This window comes from Paeniglutamicibacter sp. NPDC012692 (assembly GCF_042901625.1).
Taxonomy (GTDB): domain Bacteria; phylum Actinomycetota; class Actinomycetes; order Actinomycetales; family Micrococcaceae; genus Paeniglutamicibacter.
In genome coordinates, this window is the sequence record NZ_JBIBDE010000001.1 from 137,123 (window position 1) to 161,842 (window position 24,720).

Below are 24,720 nucleotides of genomic sequence, written 5' to 3' on the forward strand. Positions count from 1 at the left end.
TCCCATGGTGACGCACATTACAGAGGAAATTCCCCGCTCGGTTTGGTACGGCTGGGGGGACCCCGCCAGGGCAAGGCCGTTGGCGGCCGGCGCCCTCGACTACCTGCGCAACACGCTGAAGCTCCCCGGGGTGGAGCCGGTCCACCCTCCGGTGGACTTCGCCGCCGTCCGCGTGGGCGAAAGCCAACTCGGCGACGAGGCGCTCGCCGAACTCCGGGACATCGCCGGAATCCAGCACGTCTCCACCGAGGCCTCCGAACGCATCCTGCACTCGGGCGGCAAAAGCACGCCGGACCTGATGCGCCTGCGCGCCGGCGACGCCCTGGCCGCCCCGGACGCGGTGGTCTTCCCCGGAAGCGCCGGGGAAATCCGGGAGATCCTGGCGCTGTGCGTCCGCCGCGGGATCGCGGTCGTGACCTTCGGCGGCGGCACCTCGGTGGTCGGCGGCGTCGACCCGGTCCGCGCGGGCTTCGCCGGGGTGATCACCCTTGACATGCGCCGCATGGACAAGCTGCTGCACATCGACCCGGTCTCCCGCACCGCCACCCTCGAGGCCGGGATGCGGGGTCCCGCGATCGAGACCGCGTTGCAGGCCCACGGGTTCACGCTCGGCCACTTCCCGCAGAGCCACCAGGAGGCCACGCTCGGCGGGTACGTGGCCACCCGCTCCGCCGGCCAGGCCTCCACCGGCTACGGCCGGCCGGAAGACCTGGTCAAGTCGGTCCGCCTGGAAACACCCGTCGGGCCCTGCGAGCTCGGCTCCTCCGCCCCGGGCAGCGCCGCCGGCCCCAGGCTGCTCGACGTCGTGGTGGGAAGCGAGGGCACCCTCGGGGTCATCACCTCCGCCACGCTGAAGATCTCCCCGGTGCCCAAGCACAAGTCCTACGGCGCCTGGTCGTTCCCCTCCTTCGAGGCCGGGGCCCGGGCCATGCGCCGGCTGGAGCAGGACGGCGTGCGCGGCGACATGCCCCACGTGTGCAGGCTCAGCGACACCGACGAGACCGCGGCGACCTTCAAGCTCGGCGGCTGGAAGACCGGCCTGCTTGCGCGCTATCTCCGCCTGCGCGGCCAGCGAACCCCCGCGCTTTCCCTCTTCGTCTGGGAGGGCGAGGCCAACGAGACCAGGGCGCGCAAGCGGCGAAGTGCGCGCATCATGCGCCGGGCCGGCGGCATGCCCCTGGGCCCGATGCCCGCCACCGCCTGGGAACACGGCCGCTTCAGCGCCCCGTACCTGCGCGACGAGCTGCTCACCCGCGGCGTCTACGTCGAGACCCTCGAAACCGCGGCAACCTGGAGTCAACTGGAGAAGACCTACGCGGCGGTGCGCTCCGCCATCCTCGAGGCGATCGAGGAAGGCGGCGGCCCCGGGTACGTCCAGACGCACATCTCGCATGTGTACCCGGACGGCGCCTCGCTCTACTACACCTTCCTGGGCGGGCTGGAGCGGGACGGGCTGGCCCAAAACGCCCGGATCAAGGATGCCGCATCCCGGGCCATCGTCGATGCCGGGGCAACCATCACCCACCACCACGCGGTGGGCAGCGAACACTCGCCGTACCTCGGCGCCGAGATCGGCGAACTCGGCATCAAGGTGCTTCGCGGCATCAAGGACACGCTGGATCCCCGCGGCATCATGAACCCCGGCAAACTCATCCCTGCAGCAACGGAGGAACACGCATGAGCAAGACCATCGAATCACTGGCCGGCTCCACCATCCTGATCACCGGCGCCGCCATGGGCATGGGCAAGATGTACGCCCGCCTCGCCGTGGAGGATCGCGCGAGCAGCGTCATCCTCTGGGACGTGAACGCCGAGCTGCTGGAGGAGACCGCCCGCGAGCTGGAGGGCAGGGGGTCAAAGATCCACACCCACGTGGTCGACGTCAGCCGGCTCGAGGACATCGAGCGCGCCGCCGAGGCGACGCGTGAGGAGGCCGGCTCGCCGGACATCCTGATCAACAATGCGGGGATCGTGCGCGGCAAGTACTTCTGGGAGCACGACCAGCGCTCGGACATCGCCGCCACCATGAACATCAACGCGCTGGCCCTGATGCACATCACCCGCGAGTTCCTGCCCGACATGATCGAGGGCGGGCGCCCCAGCCGGATCGTGAATGTCGCCTCCGCCGCCGGGCTGCTGGCCAACCCGCGGATGAGCATCTATTCGTCCTCCAAGTGGGCGGTCGTCGGCTGGAGCGATTCGCTGCGGCTCGAACTCGTCCAGGCCGGCCACAAACACGTCGCCGTGACGACCTTCTGCCCGTCCTACATCAAGACCGGTATGTTCGAGGGCGCCCGCGGGCCGTTGCTGACCCCGCTGCTGGAACCCGAGGCAGTGACCCGGCGGGTGTGGCGGGCCATGAAGGAGGGGACGCCCATGCTCATGATGCCGTGGACGGTGAAGCTGAGCACCGCGTTGCGCGGGGTCCTGCCGCTGGCGGCCTGGGACATGGTTGCCGGGCGCGTGTTCGGCGTCTACAAGTCGATGGAGCATTTCACGGGCCGCAAATAGGAAATGCGGGGTCAGTTCGGGTTTGGGCGTATCCGAGGGTCAATCGCGGGCGGCGGGACAAATGCCGAGGGGTTTTGGTTTTCCTCACAGGAAACGCGAACCTGCCAAACTTGGAGGTGGGGAGATCCCGGGAATCGACTCGGACGTTGGGTCGCTCGTCTGGGCGACCGCGCTAGCGCTTCCAGCGCCGCCTGCGGATACGGTTGATTCACTAGAAGCCCGTCCATGCCGGCTCCCAACTCAACTACGGCGGAGACCGTAGCCAGCAAGGTCGCGCAAGCCCGGGTGCTGGGATCGGTGCCCAGCATCGTGGTCGGTATGGCCGCCCCCGCCCCGGCATAAAGCCTCGCCGCAAGCCTCGGTTTCATCGTGGCTCGCAGCGAGGCTGTTCCGTCCGGAGCGAAGGCGCCGGGCATCGGATGGCACCCGGCGATTGCGGCGGCCGGGTGATCTGGCTGGCTCTGGTGGTGACACTCCTGCCATCGGGTTAGACAGTCCCGATCCTGAGTCAGCCGCTCGGTCTAGGGTCGATTCGTGGCGACCAGCCAGGTCGCAGTCGCTGTGGTGACTGGCAGAATGATCGGCACCGCTACGAGTGCCACCCACGGCGGAAGAGGACCATCGGTCATGGTCGCTTTCCTGGAGGAGTGTTAAGCAGCTCGGCCCCAGTTCCCGAAGAAACTCGGGCCGAGATACGTCTGTGAACCTTAGGCTGCGAGTCCAACCTCTTTGGGTTGGTCTGTCAGATTCTTCTTGAGTGTTCGATTCAATATCGGGTGCAATGGGCGCTCCACGAATCGTTCAATTACGACTGCCAGGGCCAAACTGAAAGCCACGGCCAGCAAGAGTGCCGACCACTGCCCCGCGATCGGGTTGACCCACTGGATAAGCCACCAACCCCAAGCCTCATGGACCAGATACAAAGGGTAGGTGAGCGCGCCGGCATACGTGAGCCAGCTGGGGCCAATGCTCTTTAGCGGAGTCACCGTTGCCAGGGCTACCAGTACGAAGAAGCCAAGAACAATGACGATCGCAACAGTCTGGGAGAGTTCCTGCTTGGTGACGCGTGCTATCGGGCCCGACACATAGGCGGTTGCCTGCTGGGCCGCGATGAGGGCGTTGAAGATAACCACCAGCCAGCGTGCAAGGTTGTGTCCGTACTTGTGGATTAGGTAGAGGCCCATTCCGCCTGCGAACAACGGTGCGTTCTGGGGTGACAAGAACATCTTGAGGAAACCGCTGTCGGCTTGTTGGCTGATCATTGCAACGATCGGCCACAGGATAGCGAACCCCATGATCTTCCGTTCAGTGGGCTTGATGCAGATCAGCCCGCAGACCAGGATGTAGAACAGCAGCTCAACCCAAAGCGTCCAGTACACGCCGTCGATGTGCTTTACCCCGAGCCCTTGCTGAACCATTGTGAGGTTCGCCAAGACTTGCCCGCCCGAAATGGTTGGGAACTTTCCGGGAGCAATTACCAAGTAGAGGAACACAGTTGATAGCACCGCGAACCAATAGGCGGGGAACAAACGCGAGATGCGGGATGCAGCAAATGCGCCCACTGATCGATTCTGCGCTGACATGAGGATGACAAATCCGCTGATGATGAAGAACAGGTCTACGCCAAGCGCGCCGTATGCGGCGATGGGCGAAAGCACTGGAAACAATTCGCTGGGCGGTTCGCCCCAGCGGACGTGAGAGTACCCAATGTAGTGGTATGCGAGGACTGCGAACGCGGCAAAGAATCGCAGCCCGTCCAGTAATTTGAATCGCTCTCGACCAGCGGGGGCGGGGGCCATTGTTCTCGCTTTCGTTGGGCGCGCAAATACTAGTGGCATCGCCTGAATGTTTCCTCCAAGAATATCTGCGCGCCCAGCTGACGCATAATGAAGCGACTGATCCGCAGTGATGTTTCCGACTTTGCAAGATGGGGCCCTGCGCAGAGGTGCGGGTGGGCGGTCAGCGCGCCGTCCGCCCGCGACTTGACCGCCCCCTCGAACGGCAGCGGCGCGATTTCCTGGGGCAGCTCTGGCGGCACATAGGGGACGCATCGGCTGCGCTGGATGTGGAATCGACGAAGTTCACGATCGCCGGGCTCATCGGTGACGTGCTCGTGCCAGATTGCCGAGAGCGCATTGACGCCGATCGACACCGTGCTGTCCGCCTTGCAGAATTCCGCCTCCATGCTTGCCTTGCGGACGGTCTTACCGACAATGGCCCGCCGCGTGCAATACTGGGGACATTCCGGTCCAGACACATCCCAGGTGGCAGCATGTTACCCAAGTCAGCACGCTCTTGGTGGGCGCTCGCCGCTGTCGTCGCAGCGGTGGCCGCCGTCGCGGCAGTGGCCGCCCAACGCGAGTTCCCGGCCGCCGCCGCCGACAGCTGGAACGGCCAGGGCCCCGGGTACTACTCAGCGGAAATGGTGGACACGGCCCCGGAGGATCTCCCGACGCCCGAGGAACTGCAAAAGGCCTGGGCGGAAACGGACAAGCTCCACAAGGAACTGATGGAGCAGATGCCCGATCCCGTCGTGGAGGACCAGCCGGGCTCCGGGGCCAAGAACGGCGGCATCGGCACCTACGAGGCCCGGGTCGAGTTGTCCACCCTGCTGGTTCAGTCCGCCCAAACCGGCGTCGCTGCAAAGGAAACCTCGGTCGGCGGGCTGCTGAATGCATACATTGACGGCGAAATCGTGGTGCAAACCGGGATCGAGGACGGTCCCGTCGACGTCGAGATCAGGGCCCTGGACCGAGCGCCCGCAAGCGTGGAACCCGGCTGGGAGGACGTTTCGGAAATGAGTTTCCGGGCCGGTGCCGACGCGCGCGTATCGATCCGGGGAATTGAGCCCTATGCGGAGAACGACCGGACGGATTGGGTGCAGCGCCTCGATGCACACGGCCAGGGGTGGTACCGGATCCGGGTGTACGCCAAGGGTCGTGACCTGGCAACGGGTGAGTGGGTAGACCGTCCGCTGGAGAAGTACCTCGTGATGGCCTGGCCTGCACCGCGTGCCGACCCCATCGTCCACCGTGCCGAATCCGAACTCTCGCGGTTCCTGGGCGAGTGAGCCCGGGATACGTGCCGTTGGCGCCGGCACAGACTGTACCATTGTCGCCCTAAAGACTACGGTGACCTGAACAAATGGAGTGCGGTAGCGCGCTCCCACCGCCACCTCGAGGGGACACCTAAATGAAGGAGCCGAAACCGGACGCGGCAACCGAGCGACCGCGCAGGCGGTGGCCGCTGGCCGTGGCGATCGGTGCGCTGGTTGCGGTGCTGGGAACGGCCGGCTGGGCTGCCTACCGGATGGTCGACCCGGTGGAGGACTACGCACGTGGCGATGCGATGTGCCACAGCACGGGTTCTCCCGATGCCCCGCCCGGAATCGTCACCGCGCCCCACATCAAGGTGAAACCCGGGCGCTGGCTGGACGTGAGGTCGATGAACCTGGTCGACGGCGAGAATTACCGACTGGCCGGGGCCGGCGTCCAGAACCTGGTTCCGACCATCGGGGCGATCTCCTACCCGGTGGTTGACGACGGGTCGCCTGAGGTGGAGGCCTGGCGCAAGCGCGTCGAACTGCCGACCAGACTTGGCGACGGCCCCAACGAATCACTGATCATGGCACTGGAGCCCGTCGACCCGGGGCAGGAGTCCTCGGTGCGCACGGTCCACGTCGAGTACCGCAACGAGTGGGGGCTTCCCTACGGCCTCGATATCGGCCCGACGTTTGCCGCCCGCCCCGACTGTTCGATAGATTCCGAACAAGGCTGAAGCGCCGTCGTCTGAGCGCGCCGCGGCAAAGTGCCGGATATCGGCGCGGTTAGGCTTGGGTTTTTCACTTCGCACTTTGACAAGGGGGTCCAAATGCCTGGGGGAACCAACAATGCTACGCCGGCCAAGCGCAGGCTTGCCGCGGCGGTCGCCACAATGCTGAGCATCGGAATTGTGGCCACAGGCTGCACATCAGTGCCAACATCTGAAGCAAGTAAGAAGGATTCACACGCAACGGTCGTGCGGATCGTGGACGGCGACACCATCGTCGCCGACGTGTCCGGCGCCGAGACCACCATCCGGTTGCTGAACATCGACACCCCGGAGACCAAGGATCCAAACGAGCCCGTTCAGTGCCTGGGGCCCGAGGCCACCGAGTACATGAAATCGCTGCTCGCGCCGGGGGACAAGATCGACCTTGAGTACGACGTGCAGCGCCTCGACCCGTACGGGCGCACGCTGGCCGGGGTGTACAAGAACGACAGCCTGGTCAATGCCGACATCGCTGCGGCAGGGCTGGGAGTCGCAGTCCTCTACCAGCCAAACGAACGCTTTTACGCCGAGGTGAAGGCAGCCGAGCAGGCTGCCCAAAACGCGGAAGAGGGGCTCTTCAGCCCGTCGATTGACTGCACGGTGCCGGCCTTGGTCGACCAGGCCAGCGCCGCCTTGGAAGCACTCGAGGAAACCGACCCGGAGTCGTCCGCGGAAGCAGGCACTGCGCTCGCCGTGGTCGCGGCCGCCGTGGTCGCTGGCAAGGCGAAGAAGACAGCGTTCAAGGCCTTGGGCGCGGTGGAAGGCGGGGTCGCCAGCGCCGTGTGGGCGGCCCGCAAGGCGAAGTACTTGCCTAGGTTTGACGCGGCGCTCGATCGGGCAGCTGCCATGGAGTCCAAGCTTGCCAAGACCGAGGCAGCCCTGACGAAATCCGAAAGGGAGGCACGGGCCGCCAAAAAGGCAGCGGCAGAGGCCAAGGAGAAGTCAGCGGCGGAACGGAAAGCGACGGCAAAGCGCCAGGCCGCGGCCAAGAAGGCTGCCCAGCACCAGCGCATGGTGAAGAAACCATACGTCGCGCCGAAGAAGACGTACCCGGCTCCGGTTCAAACCCGAAAGCCGAAGAGCAGCGGTGGCTCGTATTCCGGATACACCGGACCTCGCTGCTACGCGCCGGGCGGTAAGACTTGGAAGCCCTGCGGATAAAAAGGCACTGCAGCAAATGTCTGGTGTGTGGGGCCGACTGACGTAACGTTGGCCGGCCCCACATTTGCGCGCCGGAACTGGTTCCAAAAAGTCGGAACCCAGGCATAGGGTTTTGATGGCAACTTGCGGACCCCGACTCAGGAGGAACAGCGGCATGGCAACGTTTGAAGATCGAAGCAACACGGCACTGCTTGTAGTTGACGTGCAGGTCGACGTCATGGGGGAGGCCTATGAGCGCGAAGCGACCTTGGGCAGGATTGCCACGCTGGTTGACTCCGCCCGTGCGGCCGGGACCCCGGTCATCTGGGTGCAGCACTCCGATCAGGAACTCAAGCGGGAAACCCCCGGATGGGAAATCGTGCCGGAGCTCAAGCCCCGCGCGTCGGAGGCGGTGGTCCATAAGAACTACGGCGACTCGTTCGAGGCAACCGACCTCGAGTCAGTGCTGGACGCCGCGGGGGTCGGGCACCTGGTGGTCGCCGGCGCCGAGAGCGACGCCTGCATCAGGTCAACGATCCACGGCGCGTTCACCCGCGGCTACGACGTCACGCTCGTCGGCGACGCCCACACCGCGGGCGACCGCAGCGCATGGGGTGCGCCGCCTCCGGAGGCCGTCATCGCGCACATGAACCTGTATTGGCAATTCCAAGGTGCACCGGAGCGCACGGCCGCCGTCGTCAAGACGGACGACCTCGTTTTCGGCCGGTAGGGGCGGAGGACACCGCCGCCACCGGCGAAATTGCTAGCGGCGGCGGGCAGCCCACACGGTCCGGCTGCCGCGCAGCACCAGGTCCGTGCGGTGTCCGAGGCCCGCTGGGTTTTCCTTGTCCAGCAGCGCGTCCATCGATGCAAGGTCCTCGGGGGACAGCTTGTCTTCCAGCCCGGTGCGGGTCCTTCCCAGCCACAGCTGCGCGTAGTGTGCCATCGCCGACGGTTCCGGGGCCAGCTCGTAGCTGAAGTTCCGCTGCTCGACCTCGAATCCCGCGGCCTCCAGCTGCCCTTGCCAGTCCGGGTGGGCGTTCCAGCCCTGCGCGTCGATCAGCCGGTGGCAGCGATCCTCGAGCCCGGGCTCGCCGAAGCCGATGTCTTCGGGCAGGAAGCGCGGGAAGGAGTCCATCTCGACGACCGCGAACAACCCGCCGGGGTTCAGCGCCGCCAAGACCTCCGAGAACACCTTGTCCGGGTCTGCCACGTGGTGGATCGAGGAAGCAGCCCACACCAGGTCCGCGGTCCCGACCTCCGGCCACTGGACGTCCAGGTCGGCGTGGACCTTGATCACCCGGCCGTCCAGCCCGCGGGCTTCGGCCTTGGCCGCCAGGCGCCCAAGCATCTGCTCCGAGTTGTCCACGGCGAACACCGTGGCCTTCTCGAAGCGCTCGGCCAGCGCCAGAGTGCCGGTTCCCGTGCCCGAGCCGAGGTCAACGATGGCTTCCGGGGCGCCGGCGAGACCCGCAACCCAGTCCGTGATCTCCGCCAGGTGGACGGCCTGCAGGGCGGCGTCCATGTCGAGCATCTCTGCCATGCCCTGGTCGTCGGAATGCTCGTGAGAGCGGGCGTGGCCTTGGGATTCCCCGTGCGAATGGCCGTGTGAGTGCGAGTGCCCGTGCGAGGGTGTTTCGCCGTGTTCGTGAGGGTGCTGTCCGTGCAAGTGCTGGGAATGCGTCATGGACCAAGCGTATGCACACCCAGGGGAAAGCACCCCATGCTTTTGCCAAAACGGCAAAACCTGCCGGTCCCGTATCGGCGAGCGCCGCGGCCTGAGAGCGCATCAGGCGCCCGCCGGGTTCTCCGCGACGCGGGTTGTGCAGCCATGGGGGCGCCGGACCCTTGTTTGCCGCGTCCTGCGGTGCTAAACAGGTGGACATACGGTGCCCGCCAAAGGGTGCTCCGCTTCCCCCATGCTTGCTGCGTGACGGGACCGGAAGCCCCCCGGGCCTTGGATCACTAGCCGGTGCTCGGCGGCCCGGTGAAGGATGTGCGTGAACGATGGCAAGCAAACCACTGAAAGACGATCCATCCGACGAGTTCCTGGAAGTGGGCCCGCCGAAGACGAGCGCCGTGGGGATCCCCAGCCTGCTGGCATCCATTCCCCTTGCCCTCAACGAGATGGGGCCGCGGCGGGCGCTGAAGACCCTGTTGCACATGAACCACAAGGACGGGTTCGACTGCATGAGTTGCGCCTGGCCGGATCCGCCGCACCGCAAGGTGGCCGAGTTCTGCGAAAACGGCGCCAAGGCGGTGAGCTGGGAAGCCGACCCGCTGAAGGTCCCGCGCTCCTTCTGGGAGGAGCACTCGGTGACCGAGCTGCGCGGGCGCAGCGAGTACTGGCTGGGCCAGCAGGGGCGGCTGGTCGAGCCGATGTACAAGCCTGCCGGGCAGGACCACTACCGGCCCGTCTCGTGGGACAACGCGTTCGGCATCATCGCCCGCGAGCTCAACGCCCTGCCGTTCCCGAACGAGGCGACGTTCTACACCAGCGGGCGGGCCAGTAACGAGGCGGCCTTCACCTACCAGCTGTTCGTGCGGGCCTTCGGCACCAACAACCTCCCCGACTGCTCGAACATGTGCCACGAGTCGACCGGCACGGCCATGACGGAGAGCATCGGCGTGGGCAAGAGCGCCATCCACTACGAGGATTTCGAGAAATCGGACCTGATCATCATCATGGGCCAGAACCCCGGGACCAACCACCCGCGCATGCTCGCGGCCCTCGAGGACGCCAAGCGTGCCGGGGCGAGCATCGTTGCGGTGAACCCGCTGCCTGAGGCCGGGCTGTTGAACTTCAAGAACCCGCAACGTCCGCGCGGCATCATCGGCAAGGGGACGGACCTGGCCGACCAGTACCTGCAGATCAGGATCGCCGGCGACATGGCGCTGATGCAGGCGCTGGCCAAGCGCGTGTTCGAGGCCGAGGACGCGGCCCCCGGCTCCGTGCTGGACCACCGCTTCCTCGAGGAGCACTGCATCGGGCTGGACGAGTACCGCGAGCACCTGGAGTCCCTCACCGAGGCCCAGGTGCTTGCGGCCACGGGGCTCTCCAGCGCCGCGATCGACGAGCTGGCGGCCCGCTACCTCGCCGCCGAGAACGTCATCGTCACCTGGGCGATGGGCCTGACCCAGCACAAGAAGGCCGTTCCCACCATCAAGGAAATCATGAACGTGCTGCTGCTGCGCGGGAACATCGGCAAGCCGGGCGCCGGGCCGTGCCCGATCCGCGGGCACAGCAACGTGCAGGGGGACCGGACCATGGGCATCTGGGAGCAGATGCCCGAGGACTTCATGGACAAGCTCGCCGCCGAGTTCGACTTCGCGCCGCCCCGCGAGCACGGCCTCGATGCCGTGCAGAGCATCCAGGCCATGCGCGACGGGAAGATCAAGGTGCTCATCGCCCTCGGCGGGAACCTGGTCCACGCGATCTCCGACACCCGGGTCGCCGAGGAAGCCATCCAGAGGACAAGGCTCTCGGTGCAGATCTCCACCAAGCTCAACAGGTCCCACGCCTACACAGGGGAGCAGGCCCTGATCCTTCCCACGCTGGGCCGCAGCGACATCGACATCCAGGCCTCCGGCCCGCAATTCGTCACGGTGGAGGACACCGTGTGCGCGGTCCACGCATCCCAGGGCAGGGTCATGCCCGTCTCGGAGAAGATGCTGTCCGAGGTATCGATCGTTTCTCGCATGGCCCGCGCCGTGCTGGGGGCCGGGCACCCCTTCACCTGGGAGGCATTCGAGGAAAACTACGACTCGATCCGCGAGCACATTGCCCGCGTGGTCGATGGCTGCGCGGACTACAACAGGCGCGTGCGCGAACCGGGCGGATTCATCCTGGCCCACCCGCCCCGGGACGAACGCCGTTTCCCCACCCCCAGCGGCAAGGCGGTGATCACCGTCAACGAACTGGAGACCATCGACCTGCCGGCAAATAGGCTGATCCTTCAGTCGCTGCGCTCGCACGACCAGTTCAACACCACCACCTACAGCCTCAACGACCGCTACCGCGGGGTGCACAAGGGCCGCAACGTGCTCTTCGTGAATCCCGAGGACCTGCGCGAGCTCGGTTTCCAGGACGGCGGCTACGTGGACGTCCACTCGGAGGCCGGCGACGGGCGGGACCGGGTGCTGCGCCAGCTGCGGGTCATTGCCTATCCCACGGCACGCGGCTGCGCGGCCACCTACTTCCCGGAGGGCAACGTGCTGGTGCCGCTGGAGGCCACGGCCGAGGGCAGCAACACCCCGGTGTCGAAATCCACCATCATCCGGCTGGAACACGCCCCGGCGCCCGACTACGCCGGCTCGAGATAGGGCACGGCCGCTCCCCGTTTCCCGGGACGGCACCTGATTGCGGTATCGAACGAACGGAAGGACGTTGAAATGAGCACTGTTGCAACGATGGTCATCGAGGCCCTGGCAAACCTTGGCGTCAAGACCATCTGGGGCGTCGTGGGCGACGCACTGAATCCGCTGACCGATGCCATCCGCACCAACGACAGGGTGCAATGGGTTGGCGTTCGGCACGAAGAGGTCGCGGCATTCGCCGCCGGCGCACAGTCCCAGCTCACCGGGACCCTGGGCGTCTGCATGGGAACCGTCGGGCCGGGTTCGATCCACCTGCTCAACGGGCTCTACGATGCGAAGAAGTCGGGCACCCCGGTGCTGGCCATCTGCGGCCAGGTTCCCAGCGAGGAGATCGGCAGCGACTACTTCCAGGAGGTCAACAACGACCAGCTCTTCAGCGACGTGGCGGTCTTCGCGCGCACCGTGACGAGCCCCGCCCAGATGCCGTACCTGCTTGAGCAGGCCGTCAACACCGCGATGGCCCGCCGCGGCGTCGCGGTGCTGAGCATCCCCGGCGACATCGGCGGGGCAGAGCTGCCCAAGGGCGCCGTGCCGAACTTCATCGACGTGGAGCAGCCTGTCGCCGCGCACCCGGAGGCGCTGCAGGCTGCGGCCGACGCGCTGAACGCCTCGACCAAGGTGGCCATGCTGGTGGGAATGGGGGCCCGCGGAGCGAAGGACCTGGTCCTGGCCACGGCGGAGCGGCTCGCCGCGCCCATGGTGCTCACGCTCAAGGGCAAGGAAGTGTTGGAGGACGGGAACGATTTCCAGGTGGGCCAGGCCGGGCTGATCGGCAACCCGGGCGCCCAACACGCCCTTGAGGACTGCCAAACGCTCCTGATGGTCGGCGCCGACTTCCCCTACCGGGAGTCCTACCCGCACGGCAAGACAGTCATCCAGATCGACAACCGGGGCGAACACATCGGCCGGCGAACCGCAGTGGCCCACGGTGTGGTCGGGGATGCCGGGCTCTCCATGGAGGCGCTGCTTCCGCTGCTGAAGCACCATACCGATCATTCCTTCATTGTCAGCGCGCGCGACAGGTACCAGCAGTGGACGCAGCGGCATGCACGGCTTGCGGACCCTGGCCACGACGAGCACCTGGTGGGACGCGTGCGCACCGCCGTGGACAACCCCGAGCACGCCATCCGTCCCGAGGCCGTGGCAGCGGCGATCGACAAGTACGCTTCCGACTCCGCCATTTTCACCTCCGACACCGGGATGTCGACCGTGTGGCTGGCCCACTACGTCACGATGCGCGGGCAGCGCAGGCTGATCGGGTCCTACAACCTCGGGTCCATGGCGAACGCCATGCCCCAGGCCCTGGGCGCCTCGGCACTGGACCGCTCGCGACAGGTGGTCGCCTTCTGCGGAGACGGCGGCCTGACCATGTTGATGGGGGACCTGCTGACGGCGGTCGCGTACGACCTGCCGGTCAAGTTGGTGGTGTTCAACAACGGCAGGCTGGGCATGGTCAAGCTGGAGCAGGAACAGGGCGGGCTGCCTGAATTCGGCACCGTCTTGAAGAACCCGAACCTGGCCGAGGTGGGGCGAGCCTGCGGCCTGCACGGAATCAGGGTCGAGGATCCGCACCAGCTGGATGCCGCGGTCCAGGAGGCCTTGGCCCATGACGGTCCCGTGCTCCTGGACGTGGTGACGAACCCCGAGGAGGTGTCGGTGCCCCCGAACGCCAAGGCGGGGCAGGCGCTGGGATTTGGCATCGCCAAGATCAAGGAGACGCTGGCCTCCAGGGGGGATTCCTGACGGGTGTTTGTGGTGCTGTGAGTGGAATCCTGCGTTCCGGGCCGGGCGGCCGGCAATACAGCGTATGGTTCGGGTAGGGGTACTTTCCCCTAATACTTGGGAATATCCAACGTTCCCGGCTAGGACGGCACCACATGTCGAACAAATCACCGCGCAAGAGCGAAGCCAAGAAACCTTCCAAGTCCATCAAGGAAAAGCGCGCCGAGAAGCGCACCAAGGGCGCCGGCGACTCAATCGTCGATCCGGTGCGCAAGGTGTCCAAGTAGCCGCACCGCGGTGTGGCTGGCACTGCAAGCCACTCTGAAAGCACGTAGCGAATGCCGGTTCTCTGAAGGAAATTTCCTCTGGAGAACCGGCATTCCTTTTGGCCGAGGCCGGACTGCCTGCCGATCAAGGGCAAATGCTGAATCACGCGCCTACGTCGACCCATGCGGGCCCTGCCGTTCTTCCGATTGCCCGGTGAGCGAGCCTCCGGGCATCGCGGCGGCTTGAAGCCTCGGAACGGCAAACCTACGCCATGGGTGTCGGCTCATATGGATACTCATCGGGATGGGACAGAATGTGTTCCCACCGCCGTGCAATCTCGGTATCCGAAGGCCTGAGCAAGCGATTCACCACGTGGAATACCGGAATCAGGAGGAACACGAAGGTGAAAAACGAAAAAAGCCCGGCCGCAGCGGATCCCGGCCTCATGAATGCGAACATTTCGGCGGTCACAATGAATACAGCGACGCAGGAAATGACGACGTAGCAAACAACGCGGGCGATCTCCGTGGCGGTGAGAGGCCAAGACCTGCCTTCCAGGCCAAACGGCTGTACGTGGTATCTGCCCGGCGACTGATTTCGAATCCCCATGGCAAGCCTCCGCAGTGAGGACTGTTGGTTCCTTAAGTGTGATTCCAGCCGAAAAATCGGTCAAGGGGCCGAAGGCCGAGGAAAGCCAATTTCAAATCCGATGCTGGATGGCTTCCATCGAAGTCGCTGGAATCGACGATGTGGGACGAGCGCCAGACCGATGTCTTCCATCCAGACGGTCCCGAAGATATCGGAGTCCAGCAACGGCCAGCGTCAGATGCCGTATCTGTAGCCGTTGCACCTTAATCCTTGGCGGACTCTGCCATTCGTTTTCCGGTGTTGAAGTGGCGTGGCCGTCGTGCGGCGCGCCGTACTTGGGAGGGTGCAAACAAGGCCGGTGCCACCGGAGTTTCTACCGGCGGCACCGGCCTTGGGATGTGTTGGGCGGGCGGTGCCTAGCGTGCTCCGGTACCGCGGTAAATGCGAACCCAGGTATCCGGGGTGACGCCCAGCGAGCGGCGCTGGTTGGCTACGCTAACCGTCAGCGTCACGCGCCATTCCGGGCTCGGCTGGAATGCCTTGAGGAGTGGACCGTGCAGGGTCAGGTTGCCGTCGGACACTTCTACAACGCGGCCCAAGTGCTCCGGCCCCAGTTCGTCGGCGCGAACCAAGGTTTCGCGGCGGATGGCTGTGCGGCCGTGGGTCGGGCGAACCAGGGAGCGTGCCTCGCGCATTGCGGCTCCGCGACGTTCGATCCGTGCCTCGCGCTGTGCCTTGGAACCGGCGGCGGAAAGCGGCGCAGGGGAGAAGCTGGAAATGGCCGTGATCCTGGTAACTGCCTCCGGGTACTTCTTGACGAGCTTGGCCCAGAATTCCTCGGGACCCTTGCCCATCAGGACGACGGCGCGAAGGGTGGGGGCCAAACGCAGGAGGCGGCTCATGGGTTCGAGCCCGGCGTTCATCTGGGCGGCGTTGAGCCGGCCCGTCTCATCCTCGCTCCGGTACCAGGGGTATGCATTCCATACGAGGACTTCCTTGGCGTCGATTCCGGCCCAGGCCAGAAGCTCGGAGTAGGCCTCGGCCAGCGGATTGTCGTCTTCGGTGGAGAGCATGTCTACGCCGTCTTCCGGACGGTGGGCAGCTTCCGGGGAGGGCGCCAAGAACAGGATGGTTGCGTCGGTGCCGCCGTGCAGCGGAGCCGTGAACTGGACCGAGGCGCCCGCCTGGGCGGGGTTCTGCGCACGCAGGTCTTCGACCAGGGAATTGATTGGAGCAACATGCTCGGCCCACAACTCCGCTTCTTGGGAGATCTTGAAGTCGGGGTCGTTCATCATGCGCGGCATTTCGGTTCTCTCTTGGAGCGGTTTGGTGGGAACGTAGGTTACAAGCATGGCACGGTCGACATGCCCGACCTACTAAACGTGCTCCCGATCGTGGTGACGATTAGCGCACACTCCACAGCTCGGCTCAGGCCATGCCCTGTTTGATGCGGGTTGCAACGTTCGCCCAAACGGCCTTTTGCTCCAGCCGGTGAACGGTGCTCTTGGCGCCAAGCGGGTGCAGTGAGCGCACGACTTCAAGATGCGGATACGTCGCCGTCAGTTCCGGCAGGACGGCATCCGCGGCATCCCGGGCCTTGCGGCCAAGGAGCAGGAGCAGCCGAAGGTCCGTCATCAGCGACATCACCTCCAGCAGCGCCCGCCCGCCTTCGAAAGCTTCCTCGGGCGTCAGGTCTTTCTTGTTCTCCCGCGGCCAGGGGTAGCCGTTCCACGGGCAGAAGTCCGCCGGGTTGATGCCGAATTCCGTCATCAGGTGCCGTTGCCGGTCCGATGCCCGGTCGGGGTTTCGCAGGCACAGGAAGTCCGGGACGAGCGACTCCTCGCCGGGGTCGTTGAGGACGCTGAGGACCGGAGCGTGGATCCCGCCATGCCAGGGTGCCGCATGGGGGAGCCGGACCGCGCCCTTCGCGTGGCTCAATCGATCCACCAGTTCATTGATGGGCGCGACGTGGGGTTCCGTCAATCCCGCGAACTGCCCGGCCCAGAACGGATCGTCGAGTTGTGCGCGCTTCCAGTTGTCTGCCGGTGCCATTGATTCCTTACTGTTCTGTGTTCAACTCGGATGGATTCGTTCCCTGGGCGTGGGCGCCGGCAATCCTATGAGTCCAGCCAGGATTCGAGTCCGTGAAGGACCAGGTCCAACCCGTCTTCGAACTGGCTGCCAAAATCGTAGCCGGGTTTCATGACGACCCCGGTGGCAACCTCCAAGAGGTAAGGGTACTGGCCCGATTCAAATTGCCTGACCATGGATGCCGCGACCTCACCTACGGTCGCTGCGTCGCCAACGGGAATCGTCGACTCCTGCAACACGAAACCATAGATGTAGCTGTCGAGCAGGGCGTAGGCGCGGGACGCCAGTTCGACGGAGAAACCTGCGCGTCGCAGGATGCCGAGCGTTTCGTTGTGGTGTCGCAGGGTTGCCGGCCCCGGAGAAGTTCGTGATTCGATCAGGCCCAGGGCCCACCGATGTCTGCCCAGGACCGAGCGCATGGTGACGGCGCGGTCCCGCATTGCCCGTTGCCAGGAATCGTCCTGACGGGATCGAGCCGAGTCCGCTTCCGCGAAGACCCTGTCGACCAGCCCATCGAGGATCTCCGACTTGTTGGCAACGTAGTAGTAGACGGACATGGGCTTCACGCCCAACGCAGTGGCCAGGGAGCGCATGGTGAGCGACTCAAGCCCTGCGTGGTCGGCGAGGTCCAATGCGCGTTCGAGCACCAGCTCGCGGCTCAACTGCGGCTTGGGCGGGCCGGGCCCTGAAGTTTCTTTCAGCATGGTGAGTCCACCCTATCGCATTTTCGTACAATGTAAGGTAGCTTTCGTACATAGTACGAAACAAAGGTTCCGTCCCGACTTCACCCGCAGAGAACAGGGCAGGAAAAAGCTATGGAGAATCAACGCAAGATACGGACAACCGGATCCGAACCGGTGGCAAATGATCATGGGCCATCGACCATGCGCGCGGTGATGTACAGGCGCTACGGCGGCCCCGACGTGTTGGAATTTTTGGAGACCGCCAAGCCGGAGCCGGGACCGGGCAAGGTCTTGGTTCGCGTGGGTGCGGCTGGGCTTGATCGCGGCACGTGGCATCTGATGGCCGGTGAACCACGTGCCGTGCGGCTTGCCGTGGGCATGCGAGCCCCTCGCAATCCAGTCCCCGGCATCGATTTTGCCGGCGAAGTGGTGGCGGTCGGTGCCGGGGTCGTGGGATTTGCCGCGGGGGACCGCGTGCTGGGCGTGGCAGCGGGATCCTTTGCCGAGTGTGTCCTGGCGGATGCCCGCAAGGTGGTCCAGCTGCCGGAGGGCATCACGTGGGAGCAGGCTGCCGCATTGCCGACCTCCGGTGCCACCGCGTTGCAGGCCCTGCAGAAGGCCGGCGCATTGGGCACCGGCACCCGGATGCTGGTCACCGGAGCGTCGGGCGGAGTGGGGTCATTCGTCGTGCAACTGGCGAAGCTGCACGGGGCACACGTGAGCGCCGAATGTTCCGCGCACAAGACGGATTTCGTCGCATCGCTCGGGGCCGACGTTGTGTACGACCGCGCGGGTGGCGGTGCTTTTTCGGGAGACGCCGCCTATGACGTGGTCATTGACATTGCAGGCAACCCTTCAATCGCCACCCTTCGCCGGATCTTGGCGACGGATGGGCGCGCGGTGATCGTTGGGGCCGAAGTGCCGGGCCCAAGCCTGACCGGCATGAACCGGCAGATGCGGGCTGTTCTTGTGTCCCCGTTCCTAAGGCAATCCCTTTCCATGCTGGTCTCCGTCAACAAGAAGCAGGATCTGACGGGACTCGTGGAGCTGATGTCCGCGGGCAAGCTGGAGAGCAGGATCGACAAGACCTTCCGGCTGGGCGAGGCCCGTGAGGCGATGGAGTATCTCGTGGCGGGAAGCGTGTGCGGAAAAGTCGTGCTGGTTCCTTGAGCCTGCGGGCGCCCAAGAACCGAGGCCGCACGCGCTGGAAGCCCTGCGCGTGCTGCGGGTTCCGGGCCCTTGGGTCCGGCGGCAGGGCCGTCGGGTGTGGAATTCGACACGCTGCGGCCCGAAAGTGACGCTTGGTCTGTGCCCGGGAAAACTTTCTGGCATAATGGACAGGTACTCGATTTGATGTGGCCCCTCTCTCCGCGTCGAATCCTGTCCTTTTTGAGTCTCTACGGTATGGCCCGCCCCACGGGTGCAGAAATAGGGACTCGCCCATGTTGAGAAACAGGAGTGACCACTAAAGTGGCCGTTAAAATTCGTCTGAAGCGCTTCGGCAAGATGCGCGCACCGTTCTACCGTATCGTCGTCATGGATTCGCGTTCCAAGCGCGATGGCCGTGCGATCGAAGAAATCGGCAAGTACCACCCGACCGAAGAGCCTTCGTTCATCGAGGTCAACTCGGATCGTGCACAGTACTGGCTCTCCGTCGGCGCCCAGCCGACCGAGCAGGTTGCCGCGATCTTGAAGATCACCGGTGACTGGCAGAAGTTCAAGGGCATCGAGGGCCAGGAAGGCACCTTGAAGTTCAAGCAGCCGAAGCCTGCTTTCGTTGTTCCGGAGAAGGGCTCGGTCATCCTGCCCGAGGCCATCACCAAGAAGGCTGAAAAGCCTGCTGCTGAGGCCGTCGAGGCAGAAGCAACCGAGGCTGAGTAGCCAGTGCTCGTAGATGCGCTGGATCACCTGGTACGTGGCATCGTAGACACCCCCGACGACGTGCAGGTCGCGTTGAAGGGGAACCGTCGCGGTGACATCCTTGAGGTGCGCGTGCACCCCGAGGATCTCGGTCGGGTCATTGGACGTCAGGGTCGCACCGCGAAAGCGCTGCGCACCGTGATTGCCGCTCTGGCAGACGAACCAATTCGTGTTGACGTTGTCGACACGGATCGTCGCCGGTAGCCAGCCTCTGACACATTTTTTGTGTAGCTGTGGCCCCACATTCCCGCAAGGGAAGCGTGGGGCCACAGTGCGTTAAAGAACAAAGTGCGATGCAACGCTCGCGGGTGCCGGAGGATGGGCATCCCGCGGCCACGTAAGATTGAAGCAAGACTTAGTGGTTTTCCGGCCTTCCCGCCGCAAAGCCGCACAACCACCAGCACCGGATCCCCGGACCCCCACGTATTCAAGGAGAAAACGCATGCGCCTGCAGGTCGCCCGCATTGGCAAGCCACACGGTATCCGCGGCGAGGTGACGGTGCAGGTGTTGACCGATGCGCCGGAAGACCGTTTTGTCCCGGGAACAGTCTTCGAGGTGGAGCACCCCGGCATCAAGACCCTCACCGTCGAGGGGGCGCGCTGGAACAAGGAAATCCTTTTGCTGGCCTTCGAGGAAGTCCTTGACCGCAACTTTGCGGAGACCATCCGCGGGGCCAAGCTGTTCATCGAAACCGACGACGTCGAGGACGAGGGCGAGGGCTGGTACGAGCACGAGCTCGTTGACCTCGAAGCCCGCGTCGGAGAGAACGTGATCGGCAAGGTCACCGCGCTGCGCACCGGAAACGTCCAGGACCTCTTGGTGGTCAAGTCCAACGACGGCGACGAGGTCTACGTGCCCTTTGTGGAGAGCATCGTTCCCGAGGTCAACATCGAGGGTGGCTACATCCTGATGACCCCGCCGGCGGGACTCTTCGAGATCAACCGCGACGACGCCGAAGCCGACGAGAACCCGGGTCAGGAAGCCTAGTCCCGATGCGCATTGATGTCGTCTCCATTTTCCCCGAGTACCTGGCTGCGCTCGATCTTTCGCTGATCGGCAAGGCCCGCCGCGAAAACCTCCTGGACCTGAACGTCCACGACCTGCGCGACTACACCCACGACCGCCACCGCACGGTCGACGACACCCCGTACGGCGGCGGCGCCGGCATGGTGATGAAGCCCGAGCCGTGGGCCGCAGCGCTGGGCCGCATCGCCACCGAATCACCAGTTGCCAAGGGCTCGGGCAACAAGCCGATCCTGATCGTGCCGTCGCCCGCGGGCGCCGTGTTCAACCAGGAAATGGCCTACGAGCTGGCCGAGGCCGAACACCTGGCCTTCGCCTGCGGCCGCTACGAGGGCATCGACGAGCGAGTCATCGAATCCGCCGCCGAGGCCTTCGACGTCCGCCCGGTTTCCATCGGCGACTATGTGCTCAACGGGGGAGAGGTGGCGGTCCTGGCCATGGTCGAGGCGATCGGCCGGCTGATCCCGGGCGTCATCGGCAACCCGGAGTCCCTGGTAGAGGAGTCCCACTCCGACGGCCTCCTGGAGTACCCGGTGTACACCAAGCCGGCCACCTGGGAGGGCCGCGAGGTCCCCGAGGTGTTGCTCTCGGGCAACCACGGGAAGATCGCCCGCTTCCGCCGCAACAAGCAGCTGGAACGCACCGCGGCACGCCGCCCCGACCTGATCGTCCAGCTGGACGTCTCGACGCTGAACCGCCACGACCGCGACACGCTGTGGCACAGCGGCTTTGCCCTCGTCGACGGGCGCATCGTCGCCAAGGGCGAGGTCGAGCAGGGCTAGGCTCCCGCAACCGTCACCTAGCTCGGTGGTCCGGCGCTTTCGAGCAGCTTGACCACCGCGCTTTGCTTTTTCTCGCGGGCGTGGTCAAGCGCGGTCTTTCCCTTGGGATCCGCGATGGCAGGGTTCGCCCCGACGTCGAGTACCGTCTCCACCACCTCCTGGTACGGCTGCGAGCCGTCGCCCCGGATGACGGCCGCGAGCAGGCAGGTCAGTCCGAGGTCGTTCACGTGGTCCACATCGATGTCGGTGTCCGTAAGGATCTCCACCGTCGCGACGTAGGCATGCTCGCAGGCCGGGATCAGTGCGGTGTCGCCGTGGCGGTTCGTGGCGTGGACGTCGGCCCCGTGCTCGAGCGTCAGGCCCAGGATTTCCGTGAGCCCCTCCGCCCCCGCATAGAGGAATGCCGAGTCCTTCAGCGTATCTTTCGCGTTCACGTTGGCGCCGTGCACCATCAGTTCGCGTGCCGCCTCGATCGAGTTGGCCCTCGTCGCGGCGAGCAGCGCCGTTCGCGCGTCGTCTCCCCGGTATTCCAGGGGCGCGCCGGCCTCGAGCAACCTGCTCACCTCCGCCGTGTCGTTGACCGTTGCCGCATGGATCAGGGCCTCGCCCAGGACGGCGGCCGCGCCGGAATTCAATGCCGGCTTGGGCGGGGTCGCGGGGGCGACGGATCCCGGAACCCCCGAGTGGGGTATGCCGCAGGCGGAAAGGCCCAGGAGCGCGGCAAGGACCGAACACGCGACCAGCTTCCGTACCGCGGGCGACTTGGACATGCCCTCATCTTATTTCGCGGGCGGGAGCTGGTCGAGGCCAGCGGCCGGCCGATTCCGGTGCCTACGGCAACGGGTCCACGGGCCTAAGCATGCGCGCCGGCTTCCCGCAGCAGCCGGGCCACGGCGCCTTGTTGTTTCCGCAGCGCATGCCCGAGCGCCGTGGTGCCCCCGGAATCCCCGATGTCCAGGTCGGCGCCGGCCTCGATCAGCATCCGGACGACCTCCTGGCGGGCCCGTCCGCCGTCGCCCAGGATGACGGCCTCCAACAGGCAGGTCCAGCCCGGGTTGCCAGGAGCATTTCCACGGTTTCAACGTGGGCGCGTTCGCAGGCGGGGATCAGTGCGGTGCCGCCGTAGCGGTTGGTGCTGGCCACGTCGGCACCGTGTTCCAGGGTGAGCGCCAGGATCTCGTTCAGTCCCTCGGCCCCGGCATGGAGGAACGCCGAATCCGAGATCGCGTCCTTGGCGTTCACGTCGGCCCCCGCCAGGATCAGCTCGCTGGCGGCCTCCACCGCGTTGGCGCGGGTCGCTGCCACCAGCACCGGCCGGTCCAGGGCATCCCGGTGGTCGGGGCTCGCCCCGGCCCCGAGCAGCCTGCGCACCTCGGGGCCGTCGTTCGCCACGGCCGCGGCCAGCAGTGCCCGGCCCGGCGCCGCGGCGTCCTGGGGTGATGTTTCGGGTGCGGACCCTCGCGCGGGTGCCGGGTTTTCCGGCGTCCCGGCCCCGTTGGTGCTGCAGGCGCTCACGACCAGCAGAGCTGCAAGCAACGAGCCGGTGGTCAGGACGCGAACCGGGCGTGGTAGGGGCGTGGGCCCCATACTAGTTCCGGACCGCCGGCACGGTCGAGGACCGGCGCATCCGGTGTTCCCGCGCCGGACCCCTGCGCGGGAACACCGGATGACATGCCGCCCTAGGCCTTGGCGGGGACTTCGAGTTCGGGCAGGTAGACCTTGCCGCCGGCGGCAAGGAACTCCCTGCTCTTTTCACGCATCCCGTCGTACGCCTGCGCAATGGCGGCCTGCGAATCGGCCGACCCGTACTCGTCCCTGATGTCCTGGCTGATGCGCATGGAGCAGAACTTCGGGCCGCACATGGAACAGAAGTGCGCGGTCTTGGCAGGCTCGGCGGGCAGCGTCTCGTCGTGGAAGGACTCCGCGGTGACCGGATCCAGCGACAGGGCGAACTGGTCGCGCCAGCGGAACTCGAACCTCGCCTTGGACAGGGCGTCGTCCCGCTCGGAGACGCCCGGGTGCCCCTTGGCCAGGTCGGCGGCGTGGGCGGCGATCTTGTAGGTGATCACCCCGGTCTTCACGTCGTCCTTGTTCGGCAGCCCCAGGTGCTCCTTGGGCGTCACGTAGCAGAGCATCGCCGTGCCGTAGCGGGCGATCTCCGTGGCGCCGATGGCGCTGGTGATGTGGTCGTAGCCGGGCGCGATGTCGGTGACCAGCGGGCCGAGCGTGTAGAAGGGCGCGCCCTGGCACAGCTCCTGCTGGCGCTCGACGTTCTCGCGCACCAGGTGGAACGGGATGTGCCCGGGCCCCTCGACCATGACCTGGACGTCGTATTCCCAGGCCCGGGCCGTCAGCTCGGCCAGCGTGTCCAGCTCCGCGAACTGCGCGGCGTCGTTGGCATCGGCGATGGATCCGGGGCGCAGCCCGTCGCCCAGCGAGAACGCGACGTCGTACTGCGCGAAGATCTCGCACAGCTCGTCGAAGTGCGTGTAGAGGAAGTTCTCCTGGTGGTGGGCCAGGCACCAGCCGGCCATGATGGCCCCGCCGCGCGAGACGATTCCCGTGACCCGCTCGGCCGTCAGCGGCACGTAGCGCAACAGCACGCCCGCGTGGATGGTCATGTAGTCCACGCCCTGCTCGCACTGCTCGATCACCGTGTCGCGGAAGATCTCCCAGGTCAGTGCGTTTGCCTCGCCGTTGACCTTTTCCAGCGCCTGGTAGATCGGGACGGTGCCGATGGGAACCGGCGCGTTGCGGATCAGCCATTCGCGGGTGGTGTGGATGTCGTCGCCTGTGGACAGGTCCATCACGGTGTCGGCGCCCCACCGGGTGGCCCACTGCAGCTTGTCGACCTCCTCGGCAATGGAGCTGGTGACCGCGGAGTTGCCGATGTTGGCGTTGATCTTCACCAGGAACGCCTTGCCGATGATCATCGGCTCGGACTCGGGGTGGTTGATGTTGTTCGGGATGATCGCCCGGCCCGCCGCGACCTCGCTGCGCACCAACTCCACGTCGCAGTTCTCCCGCAGGGCAACGAAGCGCATTTCAGGGGTGACGATGCCCCGGCGTGCGTAGTGCATTTGCGTCACCCGCTTCCCGGGGTCCGCGCGCCGCGGTTGCGGCTTGGCGCCCTTCCACTCGGCCGAGGCGGCCCCCCGGCGCAGCGCCGACTTCCCGTCGTCGAGCAGGTTGCGTTCCCGACCGGCGTAGATCTCGGTGTCCGAGCGGTCCTCGATCCACTGTGCGCGGAACGGCGGCAGGCCCACGACCGGGTCGCTGCCCGGGCCCGCGGTGCGGTACACCCGCAGCGGGGCGTTGGGCCGGCCTCCGGGGGAGGGGTCCAACGCGATCTCGGTCACCGGCACCCGGATGCCGTGTTCGGCATCCTCGAGGTAGGCCAGCGAATGGGACCTCAGGGATTGCGTTTCGGTTGCCTCGGCGGCGTCTTGGGCAGGGGTGATCGTTGTTTCGATGGTGCTCAAGGAGTACTCACTTCCTTCGCCGGCATTACCCGGACAGGTTCGACGGTCGCAAGCTGCGTCAGCTCGATCTCAGCCCCTGCAAGGGCTCCCGTGTGGTCGTAAGTGAAGCTACAGTACATTCCGCCGAAGGGTCAAATGTAACGTCGGCCACGCCGGGGGTCGTGCCGGGCGCCGAAAACCGGACATGTCGGCGGCCCGATCGGCGTCGCGCGCGCCGATCGGGCCGTGCCGGACTTCGCCGCATGGCCGGGAGTGTGGCAAAATGGAATCTTGGGTCTACTGGGTTCTGCTCCTGCCGCAGGGGGAACGAGTCAACAGTTGAT

General features: G+C 65.7%; 24 protein-coding genes and 1 riboswitch. Of the genes, 14 read left to right on the forward strand and 10 right to left on the reverse strand.

The annotated features are described in order from the left end of the window. Positions 1-4: 4 nt before the first annotated feature. Both ACFY5D_RS00500 and ACFY5D_RS00505 read left to right on the forward strand, forming a co-directional pair. Positions 5-1,681 (forward strand): FAD-binding oxidoreductase, encoded by a 1,677-nt coding sequence (locus ACFY5D_RS00500; protein ID WP_387523531.1) that lies wholly within the window; start codon positions 5-7, stop codon positions 1,679-1,681. Then, positions 1,678-2,511, forward strand: a complete 834-nt coding sequence (locus tag ACFY5D_RS00505; protein WP_387523534.1) for an SDR family oxidoreductase — start codon at positions 1,678-1,680, stop codon at positions 2,509-2,511. The genes ACFY5D_RS00500 and ACFY5D_RS00505 overlap by 4 nt, the downstream gene beginning before the upstream one ends. Positions 2,512-3,218: 707 nt before the next feature. Here the strand turns inward: ACFY5D_RS00505 and ACFY5D_RS00510 are convergent. Continuing rightward, a complete protein-coding gene (locus ACFY5D_RS00510) occupies positions 3,219-4,349 on the reverse strand; it encodes an acyltransferase family protein (protein ID WP_387523536.1) in 1,131 nt (376 codons plus the stop codon). Then, a complete protein-coding gene (locus tag ACFY5D_RS00515) occupies positions 4,340-4,696 on the reverse strand; it encodes a hypothetical protein (RefSeq protein WP_387523539.1) in 357 nt (118 codons plus the stop codon). Before ACFY5D_RS00515 ends, ACFY5D_RS00510 begins: the two co-directional genes overlap by 10 nt. A gap of 87 nt (positions 4,697-4,783) precedes the next feature. On the opposite strand from ACFY5D_RS00515, the gene ACFY5D_RS00520 reads away from it, so the two are divergent. The 4 genes from ACFY5D_RS00520 to ACFY5D_RS00535 all read left to right on the forward strand — a co-directional run bounded on the left by ACFY5D_RS00520 (position 4,784) and on the right by ACFY5D_RS00535 (position 8,191). After that, entirely contained in the window at positions 4,784-5,581 is a 798-nt protein-coding gene (locus tag ACFY5D_RS00520; RefSeq protein ID WP_387523542.1) for a hypothetical protein, read from the forward strand. Positions 5,582-5,703: 122 nt separating this feature from the next. Then, complete coding sequence (locus ACFY5D_RS00525; protein ID WP_387523545.1) at positions 5,704-6,288, forward strand: hypothetical protein; 585 nt, start codon at positions 5,704-5,706, stop codon at positions 6,286-6,288. A 195-nt stretch (positions 6,289-6,483) separates the two neighbouring features. Then, positions 6,484-7,482 carry a thermonuclease family protein gene (locus tag ACFY5D_RS00530; protein WP_387523548.1) on the forward strand — a complete coding sequence of 333 codons (999 nt, stop codon included), beginning with the start codon at positions 6,484-6,486 and terminating at the stop codon, positions 7,480-7,482. Between the two features lie 154 nt (positions 7,483-7,636). Then, positions 7,637-8,191, forward strand: coding sequence for an isochorismatase family protein (locus ACFY5D_RS00535; protein WP_387523551.1), 555 nt, complete (start codon positions 7,637-7,639; stop codon positions 8,189-8,191). 33 nt (positions 8,192-8,224) lie between these two features. Here the strand turns inward: ACFY5D_RS00535 and ACFY5D_RS00540 are convergent, their stop codons facing one another. After that, complete coding sequence (locus ACFY5D_RS00540) at positions 8,225-9,148, reverse strand: class I SAM-dependent methyltransferase (protein ID WP_387523554.1); 924 nt, start codon at positions 9,146-9,148, stop codon at positions 8,225-8,227. A 320-nt stretch (positions 9,149-9,468) separates the two neighbouring features. Here ACFY5D_RS00540 and ACFY5D_RS00545 point away from each other — a divergent pair, with 320 nt between their 5' ends. The 3 genes from ACFY5D_RS00545 (at position 9,469) to ACFY5D_RS00555 (ending at position 13,847) form a co-directional block, all read left to right on the forward strand. Then, positions 9,469-11,784, forward strand: coding sequence for an FdhF/YdeP family oxidoreductase (locus tag ACFY5D_RS00545; RefSeq protein WP_387523557.1), 2,316 nt, complete (start codon positions 9,469-9,471; stop codon positions 11,782-11,784). A gap of 69 nt (positions 11,785-11,853) precedes the next feature. Beyond that, positions 11,854-13,581, forward strand: coding sequence for a thiamine pyrophosphate-dependent enzyme (locus tag ACFY5D_RS00550; RefSeq protein WP_387523559.1), 1,728 nt, complete (start codon positions 11,854-11,856; stop codon positions 13,579-13,581). 134 nt (positions 13,582-13,715) lie between these two features. Further along, positions 13,716-13,847, forward strand: a complete 132-nt coding sequence (locus ACFY5D_RS00555; RefSeq protein ID WP_387523562.1) for a hypothetical protein — start codon at positions 13,716-13,718, stop codon at positions 13,845-13,847. Between the two features lie 984 nt (positions 13,848-14,831). On the opposite strand, the gene ACFY5D_RS00560 is transcribed toward ACFY5D_RS00555, so the two are convergent. The 3 genes from ACFY5D_RS00560 to ACFY5D_RS00570 form a co-directional block, all read right to left on the reverse strand. Continuing rightward, on the reverse strand, positions 14,832-15,710 hold the full coding sequence (locus ACFY5D_RS00560) for a hypothetical protein (RefSeq protein WP_387523564.1): 879 nt from the start codon (positions 15,708-15,710) through the stop codon (positions 14,832-14,834). Positions 15,711-15,843: 133 nt separating this feature from the next. Further along, a complete protein-coding gene (locus ACFY5D_RS00565) occupies positions 15,844-16,467 on the reverse strand; it encodes a hypothetical protein (protein ID WP_387523567.1) in 624 nt (207 codons plus the stop codon). A gap of 65 nt (positions 16,468-16,532) precedes the next feature. Next, positions 16,533-17,210 (reverse strand): TetR/AcrR family transcriptional regulator C-terminal domain-containing protein, encoded by a 678-nt coding sequence (locus ACFY5D_RS00570; protein WP_387523569.1) that lies wholly within the window; start codon positions 17,208-17,210, stop codon positions 16,533-16,535. Between the two features lie 111 nt (positions 17,211-17,321). On the opposite strand from ACFY5D_RS00570, the gene ACFY5D_RS00575 reads away from it, so the two are divergent. The 5 genes from ACFY5D_RS00575 (at position 17,322) to trmD (ending at position 20,915) form a co-directional block, all read left to right on the forward strand. Continuing rightward, the gene (locus ACFY5D_RS00575) at positions 17,322-18,359 is read left to right on the forward strand and encodes an NAD(P)-dependent alcohol dehydrogenase (RefSeq protein ID WP_387523572.1); all 1,038 of its coding nucleotides are present in this window, start codon (positions 17,322-17,324) and stop codon (positions 18,357-18,359) included. A 300-nt stretch (positions 18,360-18,659) separates the two neighbouring features. Continuing rightward, complete coding sequence (gene rpsP / locus ACFY5D_RS00580; protein ID WP_387523575.1) at positions 18,660-19,070, forward strand: 30S ribosomal protein S16; 411 nt, start codon at positions 18,660-18,662, stop codon at positions 19,068-19,070. A gap of 3 nt (positions 19,071-19,073) precedes the next feature. Further along, on the forward strand, positions 19,074-19,313 hold the full coding sequence (locus tag ACFY5D_RS00585) for an RNA-binding protein (protein WP_209996586.1): 240 nt from the start codon (positions 19,074-19,076) through the stop codon (positions 19,311-19,313). A 238-nt stretch (positions 19,314-19,551) separates the two neighbouring features. After that, positions 19,552-20,097: a ribosome maturation factor RimM gene (rimM, locus tag ACFY5D_RS00590; RefSeq protein ID WP_387523579.1), complete on the forward strand. Its 546-nt coding sequence runs from the start codon at positions 19,552-19,554 to the stop codon at positions 20,095-20,097. A gap of 5 nt (positions 20,098-20,102) precedes the next feature. Continuing rightward, positions 20,103-20,915, forward strand: coding sequence for a tRNA (guanosine(37)-N1)-methyltransferase TrmD (gene trmD, locus ACFY5D_RS00595; protein WP_387523582.1), 813 nt, complete (start codon positions 20,103-20,105; stop codon positions 20,913-20,915). A 17-nt stretch (positions 20,916-20,932) separates the two neighbouring features. On the opposite strand, the gene ACFY5D_RS00600 is transcribed toward trmD, so the two are convergent. From ACFY5D_RS00600 to thiC, 4 genes are all read right to left on the reverse strand, one after another. Beyond that, a complete protein-coding gene (locus tag ACFY5D_RS00600; protein ID WP_387523585.1) occupies positions 20,933-21,685 on the reverse strand; it encodes an ankyrin repeat domain-containing protein in 753 nt (250 codons plus the stop codon). An 83-nt stretch (positions 21,686-21,768) separates the two neighbouring features. Next, on the reverse strand, positions 21,769-21,951 hold the full coding sequence (locus ACFY5D_RS00605; protein WP_387523587.1) for an ankyrin repeat domain-containing protein: 183 nt from the start codon (positions 21,949-21,951) through the stop codon (positions 21,769-21,771). Then, positions 21,891-22,502, reverse strand: coding sequence for an ankyrin repeat domain-containing protein (locus tag ACFY5D_RS00610; RefSeq protein ID WP_387523589.1), 612 nt, complete (start codon positions 22,500-22,502; stop codon positions 21,891-21,893). Before ACFY5D_RS00610 ends, ACFY5D_RS00605 begins: the two co-directional genes overlap by 61 nt. 92 nt (positions 22,503-22,594) lie before the next feature. Then, positions 22,595-24,397: a phosphomethylpyrimidine synthase ThiC gene (gene thiC / locus ACFY5D_RS00615; RefSeq protein WP_387523592.1), complete on the reverse strand. Its 1,803-nt coding sequence runs from the start codon at positions 24,395-24,397 to the stop codon at positions 22,595-22,597. Further along, a riboswitch (TPP riboswitch) is annotated at positions 24,392-24,499 on the reverse strand. It overlaps the preceding gene by 6 nt. Between the last annotated feature and the right edge of the window lie 221 nt (positions 24,500-24,720).